Below are 13872 nucleotides of genomic sequence, written 5' to 3'. Positions count from 1 at the left end.
GGGGAGTTTTATATTTAAAGTTTTACAAAAAGTTGGAAAAGCTTTTATGTTACCTATAGCTATACTTCCTGCAGCAGGTCTACTTTTGGGGATTGGTGGTGCACTTTCAAACCCAACCACGATAGCAACTTATCCAATACTAGACAATAGTATTTTTCAATCGATATTCCAAGTAATGAGCTCTGCAGGAGAGGTTGTATTCAGTAACTTGTCACTACTTCTCTGTGTGGGATTATGTATTGGCTTAGCGAAACGAGATAAAGGAACCGCTGCGTTAGCAGGAGTAACTGGTTACTTAGTTATGACTGCAACGATCAAAGCTCTGGTAAAACTTTTTATGGCAGAAGGATCTGCAATTGATACTGGAGTTATTGGAGCATTAGTTGTCGGAATAGTTGCCGTATATTTGCACAACCGATATAGCAATATTCAATTACCTTCCGCTTTAGGATTCTTTGGAGGTTCACGCTTCGTTCCTATTGTTACATCGTTCTCTTCTATCTTAATTGGCTTTGTCTTCTTTGTTATTTGGCCACCTTTCCAACAACTTCTTGTTTCTACAGGTGGATATATTTCTCAGGCAGGTCCAATTGGAACTTTTCTATATGGATTTTTAATGAGACTTTCTGGAGCAGTAGGCTTACATCATATGATTTATCCTATGTTTTGGTATACTGAACTTGGTGGTGTTGAAACTGTTGCAGGACAAACAGTGGTTGGGGCTCAAAAAATATTTTTTGCTCAATTAGCCGATCCGGCTCATTCTGGATTATTTACAGAAGGAACAAGGTTTTTTGCAGGTCGTTTCTCAACAATGATGTTCGGTTTACCGGCTGCCTGTTTAGCGATGTACCATAGTGTTCCTAAGAATCGTCGTAAAAAATACGCGGGTTTGTTTTTTGGAGTTGCTTTAACATCTTTTATTACCGGTATTACAGAACCAATTGAATTTATGTTTCTATTCGTCAGTCCGGTTCTATATGTTGTTCACGCATTCCTTGATGGTGTCAGCTTCTTTATTGCAGACATCTTAAATATTTCAATAGGAAACACATTTTCAGGAGGTGTAATCGATTTCACTTTATTTGGAATTTTGCAGGGGAACGCTAAGACGAATTGGGTTCTTCAGATTCCATTTGGACTTATTTGGAGTGTTTTGTATTATATTATTTTTAGATGGTTCATTACTCAATTCAACGTTCTAACGCCAGGAAGAGGAGAAGAAGTAGATTCTAAAGAAATTTCTGAATCCGCAGATTCAACTTCAAATACTGCGGATCATTTAAAACAGGATAGCCTACAAATTATCAGAGCCTTGGGTGGATCAAATAATATAGAAGATGTAGATGCTTGTGTGACACGTTTACGTGTAGCTGTAAAAGAAGTTAATCAAGTTGATAAAGCACTTTTAAAACAAATTGGTGCAGTTGATGTCTTAGAAGTGAAGGGTGGCATTCAAGCAATCTATGGAGCAAAAGCAATCTTATATAAAAATAGTATTAATGAAATTTTAGGTGTAGATGATTAAGTACTTACTGACTTAATAAAAAATAGAGGAGAGTGATTGATGAGTAGGAAAAAATGAAAACGTATATAAATGCAAAGAACTCATTATCCAAGTTGGATACGCTTATAAAATAGGAGAATACAAATGAAATTTAGAAAATTAGCTTGTACAGTACTTGCGGGTGCTGCGGTTCTTGGTCTTGCTGCTTGTGGCAATTCTGGCGGAAGTAAAGATGCTGGGAAATCAGGTGGTGACGGTGCCAAAACAGAAATCACTTGGTGGGCATTCCCAGTATTTACCCAAGAAAAAGCTGGTGACGGTGTTGGAACTTATGAAAAATCAATCATCGAAGCGTTTGAAAAAGCAAATCCAGATGTAAAAGTGAAATTGGAAACCATCGACTTCAAGTCAGGCCCTGAAAAAATCACAACAGCCATCGAAGCAGGAACAGCTCCGGACGTACTCTTTGACGCACCAGGACGTATCATCCAATACGGTAAAAATGGTAAATTGGCTGAGTTGAACGACCTTTTCACAGATGAATTTGTTAAAGATGTCAATAACGAAAACATCATACAAGCAAGTAAAGCTGGAGACAAGGCTTACATGTATCCAATTAGTTCTGCCCCATTCTACATGGCAATGAACAAGAAAATGCTAGAAGATGCTGGAGTGGCAAACCTTGTAAAAGAAGGTTGGACAACTGATGATTTTGAAAAAGTATTGAAAGCACTCAAAGACAAGGGCTACACACCAGGTTCATTGTTCAGTTCTGGTCAAGGGGGAGACCAAGGAACACGTGCCTTTATCTCTAACCTTTATAGCGGTTCTGTAACAGATGAAAAAGTTAGCAAATATACAACTGATGATCCTAAATTCGTCAAAGGTCTTGAAAAAGCAACTGGCTGGATTAAAGACAATTTGCTCAATAATGGTTCACAATTTGACGGTGGGGCAGATATCCAAAACTTTGCCAACGGTCAAACATCTTACACAACCCTTTGGGCACCAGCTCAAAATGGTATCCAAGCTAAACTGTTAGAAGCAAGTAAGGTAGAAGTAGTAGAAGTACCATTCCCATCAGACGAAGGTAAACCAGCTCTTGAATACCTTGTAAACGGATTTGCAGTATTCAACAATAAAGACGACAAGAAAGTCGCTGCATCTAAGAAATTCATCCAGTTTATCGCAGATGACAAAGAGTGGGGACCTAAAGACGTAGTTCGTACAGGTGCTTTCCCAGTCCGTACTTCATTTGGAAAACTTTATGAAGACAAACGCATGGAAACAATCAGCGGCTGGACTCAATACTACTCACCATACTACAACACTATTGATGGATTTGCTGAAATGAGAACACTTTGGTTCCCAATGTTGCAATCTGTATCAAATGGTGACGAAAAACCAGCGGACGCTTTGAAAGCCTTCACTGAAAAAGCGAACGAAACAATTAAAAAAGCTATGAAACAATAGTCCTTAGTTATTCTATAAAAAGTAGTTTTTTAAAGAAGCTAAGAGTGTATACCCCCTTTTCCCTCTACACAGATAGTGTAAGAAAAGGGGGCTTTTGTTTAAAATGTAAGAAACTGTCACGAAATTAAAATGAAGTTCTTACATAAGCGAATCATAAAAAATTTCATTTTGATTTTAAAACAGTTCAAGAAAGTCAAAAAATTATTCTATTTGAAAGAGAGGTGCCGACTGTGAAAGTCAATAAAATTCGTATGCGGGAAACAGTGATTTCCTATGCTTTCCTAGCACCAGTGTTGTTCTTCTTTATTATCTTTGTTTTAGCACCAATGATTATGGGCTTCATCACAAGTTTCTTTAACTATTCTATGACTAGTTTCCAATTTGTGGGCTTAGATAACTATGTCCGTATGTTTAAAGATCCTGTCTTTGCAAAATCTCTGATTAACACAGTTATTTTGGTTATTGGATCTGTGCCAGTTGTTGTTCTGTTCTCACTCTTTGTAGCATCGCAAACCTATCACCAAAATGCCATTGCCAGATCCTTCTACCGTTTTGTCTTCTTCCTTCCTGTTGTAACAGGTAGTGTTGCCGTAACGGTTGTATGGAAATGGATTTATGATCCATTATCAGGGATTCTCAACTTTGTGCTTAAATCAAGTCATATCATTACTCAAAACATTTCATGGCTTGGTGATAAGCACTGGGCATTGATGGCGATTATGATTATTCTCTTGACCACTTCAGTTGGTCAGCCAATCATCCTTTATATCGCTGCTATGGGGAATATTGACAATTCACTGGTTGAAGCGGCGCGTGTTGATGGTGCAACTGAGTTTCAAGTTTTCTGGAAGATTAAATGGCCAAGCCTTCTTCCAACAACTCTTTATATTGCAATCATCACAACAATTAACTCCTTCCAGTGTTTCGCCTTGATTCAGCTTTTGACATCTGGTGGTCCAAACTACTCAACAAGTACCTTGATGTACTACCTGTACGAAAAAGCCTTCCAATTGACAGAGTACGGCTATGCCAACACCATTGGTGTCTTCTTGGCAGTCATGATTGCTATCGTAAGCTTTGTTCAATTTAAAGTACTTGGAAACGACGTAGAATACTAAAGAAAGGAGACAGTTATGCAATCTACAGAAAAAAAACCATTAACAGCCTTTACTGTTATTTCAACAATCATTTTGCTCTTGTTGACTGTGCTGTTCATCTTTCCATTCTACTGGATTTTGACAGGGGCATTCAAGTCACAGCCTGATACCATTATGATTCCGCCACAATGGTTCCCTAAAATGCCAACCATGGAAAACTTCCAACAACTTATGGTGCAGAACCCTGCCTTGCAATGGATGTGGAACTCAGTATTTATCTCATTGGTAACCATGTTCTTAGTCTGTGCAACCTCATCTCTAGCAGGTTATGTATTGGCTAAAAAACGTTTCTATGGTCAACGCATTCTATTTGCTATCTTTATAGCTGCTATGGCGCTTCCAAAACAAGTTGTCCTTGTACCATTGGTACGTATCGTCAACTTCATGGGAATTCATGACACTCTTTGGGCAGTTATTTTGCCTTTGATTGGATGGCCATTTGGGGTCTTCCTCATGAAACAGTTCAGTGAAAATATCCCTACAGAATTGCTCGAATCAGCTAAGATTGACGGTTGTGGTGAGATTCGTACTTTTTGGAGCGTAGCCTTCCCAATTGTAAAACCAGGGTTTGCGGCTCTTGCAATCTTTACCTTCATCAATACTTGGAATGACTACTTCATGCAGTTGGTAATGTTGACTTCACGTAACAATTTGACTATTTCACTTGGGGTTGCGACCATGCAGGCTGAAATGGCAACCAACTATGGTTTGATCATGGCAGGAGCTGCCCTTGCTGCCGTGCCAATTGTAACAGTCTTCCTAGTCTTCCAGAAATCCTTCACACAAGGGATTACTATGGGAGCGGTCAAAGGATAATACTCTGCGAAAATCGAATGCAAACTAGGTCAGCGTCACCTTGCCATACTTAAGTATTGCCTGCGGTTAGCTTCCTAGTTTGTTCTTCAATTTTCATTGAGTATAAGAGAATATAGAGGTTATAAGTGTCTACAAAATGTTGGGTATTTGCTTACCTTAGAGATTTTGTCAGACACTTATCAACTTAAGAATGGTTTTAGTTAACTATCAGAAACGAAGGAAAGAGTATGATTTTTGACGATTTGAAAAACATCACCTTTTACAAAGGGATTCATCCTAATTTAGACAAGGCTATCGACTATCTCTACCAACACCGTAAAGATTCTTTCGAATTAGGAAAGTATGATATTGATGGGGATAAAGTCTTTCTAGTTGTTCAAGAAAATGTCCTCAATCAAGCTGAAAATGATCAATTTGAACACCATAAGAACTATGCAGACTTGCATTTGTTGGTAGAAGGGCATGAATATTCGAGCTACGGTTCACGTATCAAAGATGAAGCAGTAGCATTCGACGAAGCGACTGACATTGGCTTTGTTCATTGTCATGAACACTACCCACTCTTATTGGGTTATCACAATTTTGCGATTTTCTTCCCAGGTGAGCCACATCAGCCAACTGGCTATGCAGGCATGGAAGAAAAGGTTCGAAAATATCTCTTTAAAATTTTGATTGATTAAAAATAGGATGAATTGTTTTTTTGTAAAGCTTTGATAATACTCTACCATGAAATTGATCTTTGTGAGGTAGAGAAATGAGAATAAAATATTTAAAAATTGGTATCTTCTTGTCAGTCTGTTTATTGCTAATGAGTAATATTTTACCTTCAATTGTGTATGCGAATGAAGTCTCGCATATCCAAACTATACAGTCAGAAATGGATCGAATAGATGCAAAATTATCTCAAAATTACTTGCTAACTGAACAAGAAATTAAGGATTTGGTGGAAGATAGCAAAGGAGTCTATCCAGACATATCAGATGAACGTAAAATTGAATTGCTAGAAATGGTATCTTCTAAGTATGCTGCAAGAGCTAGTTTCTTAGATGGACAGGGAATTACAGTTAATGAGATGGCTTGGATAATTAAGGGCATTGTGACTGGATTGATTGGTAAATACATAAAATTAGGTACTTATGCGGCTAAGTATGGTATTAGTATGGCGCGCTCGATCTTAAGTAGGGCAGCTGCAACTGCAGCAGCAAGAGTAGGATTATTGACCAAGATTTCTGGATGGATTTTACAAATAGCTGTGAATGTAGCTGATGTATATGGTAATTTTGCCTACAATATTGCTGCAGCTTGGGATGCACATGATAAAATCCCTAACAATGGTCGTATAAACTTTTAAAATGCGAGAATGAAAGCACTTTGTATTTTTTTATTGAATATGTTAGCTTGGACAGTGCTTGCAATGATAATCCGTGGAGGGCTAGATGGATTTAATGAGCATACTTGGAGTACTATTTTAATTGCTTCGCTGTCCGGGATATATATAGATTATATGTCCATAGATAAAAGTAGAAAAAAGTCCAAAAGAAAAAAGAAAAAATAGATTTGTTCATGGTAGGGACTTATGAAAGCTTTACTGACAAAAAAGAAAACAGTTTACAAAGAAAAATGATGGAGGAGCAAACATGGCACAAAAAGGAGTAAGCCTTATCAAGGCAGCATTTGATACAGACAACTTTCTCATGCGTTTTAGTGAGAAAGTCTTGGACATCGTGACAGCCAATCTTCTTTTTGTCGTCTCTTGTTTGCCCATCGTGACGATTGGAGTGGCTAAAATCAGCCTCTACGAGACCATGTTCGAAGTTAAGAAGAGCAGACGGGTGCCTGTTTTTAAAATCTATCTAAGATCTTTCAAGCAAAATCTGAAACTAGGTCTTCAGCTGGGTTTAATGGAGTTAGGAATTGTGTTTCTTACCCTTTCAGATCTCTATCTTTTCTGGAGTCAAACAGCTCTGCCCTTCCAATTGCTGAAAGCCATTTGTTTAGGTATTCTGATGTTTCTTACTATCGTGATGTTGGCTAGCTACCCTATCGCGGCACGTTATGACCTATCTTGGAAAGAAATTCTTCAAAAAGGATTGATGTTGGCTAGTTTTAACTTTCCTTGGTTCTTCCTCATGTTAGCCATTCTTGTCCTCATTGTGATGGTTCTTTATCTGTCCGCCTTCAGTCTACTTTTAGGTGGCTCAGTCTTCCTACTTTTTGGGTTTGGACTATTGGTCTTTATCCAGACTGGATTGATGGAGAAAATTTTCGCAAAATATCAATAGGAGTCTTATTTCTGAAACTACTTTCAAAGGCTTCAAACGCTATTCTATAAGCTAGAAACTAAAATCTAAGTGTCTATAAGATATTGAAAGCCTTTTCGGTAAAGTGTATACTAAAGAAGTAAAGAAAGAATCTGCTTTAGCAGAAAATAAAAATAATAGGAGAAAATCTATGTCAGATTTGAAAAAATACGAAGGTGTCATTCCAGCCTTCTACGCATGTTATGATGATCAAGGAGAAGTAAGTCCAGAGCGTACACGTGCCTTGGTTCAATACTTCATTGATAAAGGTGTTCAAGGTCTTTATGTCAATGGTTCTTCTGGTGAATGTATCTACCAAAGTGTAGAAGACCGCAAGTTAATCTTGGAAGAAGTCATGGCAGTTGCTAAAGGTAAATTAACTATTATTGCCCATGTTGCTTGCAACAATACCAAAGATAGTATGGAACTGGCTCGCCACGCTGAAAGCTTGGGAGTAGATGCCATTGCAACAATTCCACCAATTTACTTCCGCTTGCCTGAATACTCAGTTGCCAAATACTGGAACGATATCAGTTCTGCAGCTCCAAATACAGACTATGTGATTTATAACATTCCTCAATTGGCAGGGGTTGCTTTGACTCCAAGCCTTTATACCGAAATGTTGAAGAATCCTCGTGTTATCGGTGTGAAGAACTCTTCTATGCCAGTTCAAGATATCCAAACCTTTGTCAGCCTTGGTGGGGAAGACCATATCGTCTTTAACGGTCCAGATGAACAGTTCCTAGGTGGTCGCCTCATGGGTGCCAAAGCTGGTATCGGTGGTACTTATGGTGCTATGCCAGAACTCTTCTTGAAACTCAACCAATTGATTGCGGATAAAGATTTAGAAACAGCGCGTGAGTTACAGTATGCTATCAACGCTATCATTGGTAAATTGACTGCTGCACATGGAAATATGTACGGTGTCATTAAAGAAGTCTTGAAGATCAATGAAGGATTGAATATTGGTTCTGTTCGTTCACCATTGACGCCAGTAACGGAAGAAGATCGTCCAGTTGTAGAAGCAGCTGCAGCCTTGATTCGTGAAACCAAGGAGCGCTTCCTCTAATCCATAAGGAGGTATTTATGACACACTACGTTGCAATTGATATAGGTGGAACCAACATCAAGTATGGTTTGGTTGATCAAGAGGGGCAACTTCTTGAATCGCATGAAATGCCAACTGAAGCGTATAAGGGTGGACCTCATATCTTACAAAAAACCAAAGATATTGTAGCCAGCTATTTAGAAAAAGGCCCAGTAGCAGGTGTTGCCATTTCTTCTGCAGGAATGGTGGATCCTGATAAGGGGGAAATTTTCTACGCTGGACCTCAGATTCCAAATTATGCAGGAACCCAGTTCAAGAAGGAAATCGAAGAAAGCTTTGCTATTCCTTGTGAGATTGAAAATGATGTCAACTGTGCAGGTCTGGCTGAGGCAGTATCTGGTTCAGGTAAGGGAGCAAGTGTCACCCTTTGCTTGACCATTGGAACAGGTATCGGTGGTTGCTTGATTATGGATGGGAAAGTCTTCCATGGTTTTAGCAATTCGGCCTGTGAAGTCGGGTATATGCATATGCAAGATGGAGCTTTTCAGGATCTCGCTTCTACCACAGCCTTGGTGGAGTATGTAGCAACATCTCATGGAGAAGATGTTGATCAGTGGAATGGCCGACGCATTTTCAAGGAAGCCACTGAAGGCAATAAACTCTGCATGGAAGGTATTGACCGCATGGTAGACTATCTAGGAAAAGGTCTGGCAAATATTTGCTACGTTGCCAATCCAGAAGTGGTTATTCTTGGTGGTGGTATCATGGGGCAAGAGGCTATCCTCAAACCTAAGATCCGCACAGCCTTGAAAGAGGCTTTGGTACCAAGTTTAGCAGAAAAAACACGATTAGAATTTGCCCATCACCAGAATACAGCAGGTATGCTTGGTGCATATTATCATTTTAAGACAAAACAATCCTAGTTTGGCTCAGCCAAACTAGGATTTTCTAATCAAATTCCCTTGACTTTCTTTATAATTGTGAGATAATAAATAAAATATATAAAGGAATTATATAAAATGACTATAGTGAATTCAAGTAAGATTGTGACCTTCCAAGCTAATAGAGAATTAGTAAATGATGCCATGGAAGTGTTAAAAGAAAAAAATCTCTCTCTTTCATCAGCACTCAGATTATTTTTAAAGAATGTTGCCGTAACAAATGAAGTAGATTTACTGAGTGAAGAGGAATTAGAGAAGGAGTATTTGTTTAGACAATTACAAGCAGAAGTTCAAGAAAGTTATGCCAAGATTGAGGCTGGAAATTACTTGACAGATGAGGATGTCGTGACACGCTATGGATTATAAAAGATATAGGATTTTGTATTCTCCTAGAGTGATTGATAGTCTGGATAAAATATATCAGTATATAGCGGAGGAAATCGGTTCTGTAGAGGCTGCGAGACGAAAAGTAGCCAATATTAGAAAAGATATTAATCGGCTAGAAATTTTCCCCCAAGCTGGATTTGATGCTGATGAAAAATTTGGTAAGAAATTAGACCCTCGCTACCAAACGCGAGGATGGACCTTGAGTAAGGATTACATTGTATTGTATACAATTGTTGAGGATACCGTCAGACTTGCTTATTTACTCCCTTCAAAAAGTGATTACATGAAATTATTCAAGACTAAGTCAAGATATGACTAATTCATAATCTTGAAGAGGTATGTTTGGTGATGAATAAAAATCCTAGTTTGGCTTAGCCAAACTAGGATTTTCTGACACGTTTTTGTCTACGATAGCCGTTGAGTTTCTTATTTTCCCAATAGCTATTAAAGATTTTCTCCTTGCTTTCACGATTGATTTCCAAAAAGTAGGCATAAATCAAATCGATAAAGAAGAGCATAGGAAGTTGAGCGGATATACGTTGGATGTAGGAAGGCTGGCTGTGGGTAGCTACAAGAACGGTCTCAGTATAGGCCTGGCTATCTTTATTGGGAACACTTGAAAAGAGTACAGTCTTTGCTCCCATCTCCTTGGCATCCAATAGACTATCTAAAATAGAAGGAGTTGAGCCTGAAAGTGAGAAGCCCAGTACGAGACAATTTTCGTCCATAATACTGGTTGTCCAGGCAAAGCCATCTTGATCGGTCAAAGCTTCGCAGACCACACCCAGACGCATGAACCGCAATTTCATTTCACGGGCAACAAGGCCAGAACTCCCTGTTCCGAAGAAGTAGATACGCTCAGCATCTTCGATTAACTGGGCAATTCGTTCTAGTTGGATTTCGTCAATCAAGTCTTGTGTTTGTTCCCTCATGTTGCTATAACTTCTGAGGACTCGTTTGGTCAGTGGACTGTGCTTGGAGACTTGGTTGGCTTGATTTTCTGCCTCATGTTGGTATTGGAAAATGAATTCTCGGTAGCCAGTAAAGCCACACTTTTTAGCAAAGCGAGTCAGAGCAGCTTGGGAGATATGTAATTTTTGGGTGACTTGTTGAGAAGATAAATCATCTGTAATCGTTTCAGCTTGCAAAAAATAGCGAGCGATTTCTTGCTCAAGATCTGTCATTTCTTCAAAATGTGAATCAATGATAGTTGCGATATCTGGTTTGTCCATAGGGAAGGCTCCTTTAAATGAGTCGTATTGGAAAAAGGCTAAATTATTGAACTTTTACATTCATTATAACATATAATATAGGGATGAATAAATAAAAACGTATCTTGCCGTAAAAACGAAAAAAGCTTCTTTCTTTTCCATAATTTTCTGCTCAAATTATGGTACAATTAAGAGTAAGATTTTAAGTTAGAAATGAGACTGATTTGTATGAGAAAATTTAACAGCCATTCGATTCCGATTCGGCTTAATTTATTGTTTTCAATTGTCATTTTGCTCTTTATGACCATTATTGGTCGTTTGTTGTATATGCAGGTTTTGAACAAGGATTTTTACGAAAAAAAGCTAGCCTCAGCTAGTCAGACCAAGGTCACAAGCAGTTCTGCCCGTGGGGAAATCTATGATGCTAGTGGAAAACCTTTGGTAGAAAATACGTTAAAGCAGGTTGTTTCCTTTACGCGTAGCAATAAAATGACGGCTACAGACTTAAAAGAAATAGCTAAAAAGTTACTGACTTATGTGAGCATCAGCTCTCCTAATTTGACAGAACGCCAGCTGGCTGATTATTATTTGTCTGATCCTGAAATCTATAAAAAAACAGTGGAGGCTCTCCCAAGTGAGAAACGCTTGGATTCAGATGGCAATCGCCTATCCGAATCAGAACTGTATAACAATGCGGTCGATAGTGTCCCAACAAGTCAACTAAACTATACAGAGGATGAAAAGAAAGAAATCTATCTTTTTAGTCAGTTAAATGCTGTTGGAAACTTTGCGACAGGAACCATTGCGACAGATCCTCTAAATGATTCTCAGGTGGCTGTCATTGCCTCTATTTCAAAGGAGATGCCTGGCATTAGTATTTCTACTTCTTGGGATCGAAAGATTTTGGAAACTTCCCTTTCTTCTATAGTAGGGAGTGTATCCAGTGAAAAAGCCGGTCTCCCAGCGGAAGAAGCAGAAGCCTATCTTAAAAAAGGCTATTCTCTAAATGACCGTGTTGGAACTTCGTATTTGGAAAAGCAATATGAAGAGACCTTACAAGGGAAACGCTCGGTAAAAGAAATCCATCTGGATAAATATGGCAATATGGAAAGCGTGGATACAATTGAGGAAGGTAGTAAGGGAAACAATATCAAGCTGACCATTGATTTGGCCTTCCAAGATAGCGTGGATGCTTTGCTGAAAAGTTATTTCAATTCCGAGCTAGGAAATGGTGGAGCTAAATATTCTGAAGGTGTCTATGCAGTCGCCCTTAACCCAAAAACAGGTGCTGTTTTATCCATGTCAGGGATCAAACATGACCTGAAAACGGGAGAGTTGACTCCTGATTCCTTGGGAACGGTAACCAATGTCTTTGTCCCAGGTTCGGTTGTCAAGGCTGCGACCATCAGCTCAGGTTGGGAAAATGGTGTTTTATCAGGAAACCAAACCTTAACAGATCAGCCTATTGTTTTCCAAGGTTCAGCTCCAATTTATTCTTGGTATAAATTGGCATATGGATCTTTTCCTATTACAGCTGTGGAAGCCTTGGAGTATTCATCCAATGCTTACATGGTTCAAACCGCTCTTGGAATCATGGGCCAGACCTATCAACCAAATATGTTTGTTGGAACCAGCAATTTGGAAACAGCTATGGGAAAACTTCGTGCGACCTTTGGCGAATATGGCTTGGGGGCTGCGACCGGAATTGACCTACCAGATGAATCTACTGGATTTGTTCCCAAAGAGTATAGCTTTGCTAATTACATTACTAATGCCTTTGGGCAGTTTGATAACTATACGCCCATGCAGTTGGCTCAGTATGTAGCAACTATTGCAAATGATGGTGTTCGTGTGGCTCCTCGTATTGTTGAAGGCATTTATGGTAATAATGATAAGGGAGGCTTAGGCGACTTGATTCAGCAACTGCAACCGACAGAGATGAATAAGGTCAATATATCCGACTCCGATATGAGTATCTTGCACCAAGGTTTTTATCAGGTTGCTCATGGGACTAGTGGATTGACAACTGGACGTGCCTTTTCAAATGGTGCCTTGGTATCCATTAGCGGAAAAACGGGTACAGCCGAAAGCTATGTGGCAGATGGCCAGCAAGCAACCAATACTAATGCGGTGGCTTATGCCCCATCTGATAATCCCCAAATCGCTGTGGCAGTGGTCTTTCCTCATAATACCAATCTAACAAATGGTGTAGGACCTTCCATTGCGCGTGATATTATCAATCTGTATCAAAAATACCATCCAATGAACTAGAAAGGAAATTATGCTTTATCCAACACCTATTGCCAAGCTGATTGACAGTTATTCTAAGTTACCAGGTATCGGGATTAAGACGGCTACGCGTCTGGCCTTTTATACGATTGGGATGTCTGATGACGATGTCAATGAATTTGCAAAAAATCTCCTTTCTGCTAAGAGAGAATTGACCTACTGTTCTATTTGTGGACGTTTGACAGACGACGATCCTTGTTCTATCTGTACCGATCCGACTCGTGACCAGACAACGATTTTGGTGCTAGAGGATAGTCGGGATGTGGCAGCCATGGAAAATATCCAAGAATACCATGGACTCTATCATGTCCTGCATGGCCTCATTTCCCCTATGAATGGTATCAGTCCAGACGATATCAATCTCAAGAGTCTCATGACTCGTCTGATGGATAGTGAGGTTTCAGAAGTGATTGTAGCCACAAATGCTACAGCAGATGGGGAAGCAACTTCCATGTATCTTTCACGTTTGCTCAAGCCAGCTGGGATCAAGGTTACGCGCCTGGCACGAGGCCTTGCTGTGGGAGCAGATATCGAGTACGCGGACGAAGTGACCCTCTTACGGGCTATTGAAAATCGAACAGAGTTGTAAGTGTGGACAAATTTACGAACTCCATTCATTTATAAAAAATCAAAGAGGCTGAAAATCGTTCCTATCGGCCTCTTTTTGTATAGTGTGATGAGTAGGATCAGGTTCAAGTTTTAAAAAACCAAGCAAATATGATATACTCCCGACTTTATCACTT

General features: G+C 39.3%; 15 protein-coding genes. 14 read left to right on the top strand and 1 reads right to left on the bottom strand.

The features are described 5' to 3' along the window. Positions 1 to 10: 10 nt before the first annotated feature. From HT671_RS06515 to HT671_RS06465, 12 genes are all read left to right on the top strand, one after another. Positions 11 to 1528, top strand: a complete 1518-nt coding sequence (locus HT671_RS06515; protein WP_044012217.1) for a PTS transporter subunit EIIC — start codon at positions 11 to 13, stop codon at positions 1526 to 1528. A 123-nt stretch (positions 1529 to 1651) separates the two neighbouring features. Beyond that, entirely contained in the window at positions 1652 to 2980 is a 1329-nt protein-coding gene (locus tag HT671_RS06510; RefSeq protein ID WP_000672129.1) for an ABC transporter substrate-binding protein, read from the top strand. Between the two features lie 251 nt (positions 2981 to 3231). Beyond that, a complete protein-coding gene (locus HT671_RS06505; protein ID WP_161802645.1) occupies positions 3232 to 4098 on the top strand; it encodes a sugar ABC transporter permease in 867 nt (288 codons plus the stop codon). Positions 4099 to 4113: 15 nt separating this feature from the next. Next, a complete protein-coding gene (locus tag HT671_RS06500; protein WP_001192006.1) occupies positions 4114 to 4953 on the top strand; it encodes a carbohydrate ABC transporter permease in 840 nt (279 codons plus the stop codon). Positions 4954 to 5180: 227 nt separating this feature from the next. Next, complete coding sequence (locus HT671_RS06495; protein ID WP_138701056.1) at positions 5181 to 5633, top strand: YhcH/YjgK/YiaL family protein; 453 nt, start codon at positions 5181 to 5183, stop codon at positions 5631 to 5633. A gap of 326 nt (positions 5634 to 5959) precedes the next feature. Next, positions 5960 to 6304, top strand: a complete 345-nt coding sequence (locus HT671_RS06490; RefSeq protein WP_138703380.1) for a hypothetical protein — start codon at positions 5960 to 5962, stop codon at positions 6302 to 6304. A gap of 9 nt (positions 6305 to 6313) precedes the next feature. After that, on the top strand, positions 6314 to 6508 hold the full coding sequence (locus HT671_RS11655; protein ID WP_001810112.1) for a hypothetical protein: 195 nt from the start codon (positions 6314 to 6316) through the stop codon (positions 6506 to 6508). An 82-nt stretch (positions 6509 to 6590) separates the two neighbouring features. Continuing rightward, positions 6591 to 7235: a YesL family protein gene (locus HT671_RS06485; protein WP_138703354.1), complete on the top strand. Its 645-nt coding sequence runs from the start codon at positions 6591 to 6593 to the stop codon at positions 7233 to 7235. Positions 7236 to 7404: 169 nt separating this feature from the next. Beyond that, the gene (locus HT671_RS06480; protein WP_001281495.1) at positions 7405 to 8322 is read left to right on the top strand and encodes a dihydrodipicolinate synthase family protein; all 918 of its coding nucleotides are present in this window, start codon (positions 7405 to 7407) and stop codon (positions 8320 to 8322) included. A 17-nt stretch (positions 8323 to 8339) separates the two neighbouring features. Continuing rightward, positions 8340 to 9224 (top strand): ROK family protein, encoded by an 885-nt coding sequence (locus tag HT671_RS06475; RefSeq protein ID WP_023933715.1) that lies wholly within the window; start codon positions 8340 to 8342, stop codon positions 9222 to 9224. 96 nt (positions 9225 to 9320) lie between these two features. Continuing rightward, on the top strand, positions 9321 to 9608 hold the full coding sequence (locus HT671_RS06470; RefSeq protein ID WP_119920026.1) for a hypothetical protein: 288 nt from the start codon (positions 9321 to 9323) through the stop codon (positions 9606 to 9608). Then, positions 9598 to 9948: a type II toxin-antitoxin system RelE/ParE family toxin gene (locus HT671_RS06465; protein ID WP_000384969.1), complete on the top strand. Its 351-nt coding sequence runs from the start codon at positions 9598 to 9600 to the stop codon at positions 9946 to 9948. The genes HT671_RS06470 and HT671_RS06465 overlap by 11 nt, the downstream gene beginning before the upstream one ends. A gap of 61 nt (positions 9949 to 10009) precedes the next feature. On the opposite strand, the gene HT671_RS06460 is transcribed toward HT671_RS06465, so the two are convergent. Continuing rightward, positions 10010 to 10861 (bottom strand): MurR/RpiR family transcriptional regulator, encoded by an 852-nt coding sequence (locus HT671_RS06460; RefSeq protein ID WP_138703353.1) that lies wholly within the window; start codon positions 10859 to 10861, stop codon positions 10010 to 10012. 192 nt (positions 10862 to 11053) lie between these two features. On the opposite strand from HT671_RS06460, the gene pbp2b reads away from it, so the two are divergent. Further along, positions 11054 to 13111, top strand: coding sequence for a penicillin-binding protein 2B (pbp2b, locus tag HT671_RS06455; protein ID WP_138703352.1), 2058 nt, complete (start codon positions 11054 to 11056; stop codon positions 13109 to 13111). Between the two features lie 10 nt (positions 13112 to 13121). Further along, the gene (gene recR / locus HT671_RS06450) at positions 13122 to 13718 is read left to right on the top strand and encodes a recombination mediator RecR (RefSeq protein ID WP_000966754.1); all 597 of its coding nucleotides are present in this window, start codon (positions 13122 to 13124) and stop codon (positions 13716 to 13718) included. Positions 13719 to 13872: the final 154 nt, after the last annotated feature.

It is taken from the genome of Streptococcus sp. 2741 (assembly GCF_013276315.1).
In the GTDB taxonomy this organism is placed as follows: Bacteria; Bacillota; Bacilli; order Lactobacillales; family Streptococcaceae; genus Streptococcus; species Streptococcus pseudopneumoniae.
The sequence above is the reverse complement of the archived record's forward strand: the minus strand, read 5'-3'. Positions and strand labels throughout refer to the sequence as shown.

Bases quoted from the DNA above. Each gene is read 5' to 3' on its own strand.
- HT671_RS06495 (WP_138701056.1), top strand. From the start codon at position 5,181: ATGATTTTTGACGATTTGAAAAACATCACCTTTTACAAAGGGATTCAT.
- pbp2b (WP_138703352.1), top strand. From the start codon at position 11,054: ATGAGACTGATTTGTATGAGAAAATTTAACAGCCATTCGATTCCGATT.
- HT671_RS06465 (WP_000384969.1), top strand. From the start codon at position 9,598: ATGGATTATAAAAGATATAGGATTTTGTATTCTCCTAGAGTGATTGAT.
- HT671_RS06470 (WP_119920026.1), top strand. From the start codon at position 9,321: ATGACTATAGTGAATTCAAGTAAGATTGTGACCTTCCAAGCTAATAGA.
- HT671_RS06505 (WP_161802645.1), top strand. From the start codon at position 3,232: ATGCGGGAAACAGTGATTTCCTATGCTTTCCTAGCACCAGTGTTGTTC.
- HT671_RS11655 (WP_001810112.1), top strand. From the start codon at position 6,314: ATGAAAGCACTTTGTATTTTTTTATTGAATATGTTAGCTTGGACAGTG.
- HT671_RS06480 (WP_001281495.1), top strand. From the start codon at position 7,405: ATGTCAGATTTGAAAAAATACGAAGGTGTCATTCCAGCCTTCTACGCA.
- HT671_RS06490 (WP_138703380.1), top strand. From the start codon at position 5,960: ATGGTATCTTCTAAGTATGCTGCAAGAGCTAGTTTCTTAGATGGACAG.
- HT671_RS06485 (WP_138703354.1), top strand. From the start codon at position 6,591: ATGGCACAAAAAGGAGTAAGCCTTATCAAGGCAGCATTTGATACAGAC.
- HT671_RS06500 (WP_001192006.1), top strand. From the start codon at position 4,114: ATGCAATCTACAGAAAAAAAACCATTAACAGCCTTTACTGTTATTTCA.
- HT671_RS06475 (WP_023933715.1), top strand. From the start codon at position 8,340: ATGACACACTACGTTGCAATTGATATAGGTGGAACCAACATCAAGTAT.
- HT671_RS06460 (WP_138703353.1), bottom strand. From the start codon at position 10,861: ATGGACAAACCAGATATCGCAACTATCATTGATTCACATTTTGAAGAA.
- recR (WP_000966754.1), top strand. From the start codon at position 13,122: ATGCTTTATCCAACACCTATTGCCAAGCTGATTGACAGTTATTCTAAG.
- HT671_RS06510 (WP_000672129.1), top strand. From the start codon at position 1,652: ATGAAATTTAGAAAATTAGCTTGTACAGTACTTGCGGGTGCTGCGGTT.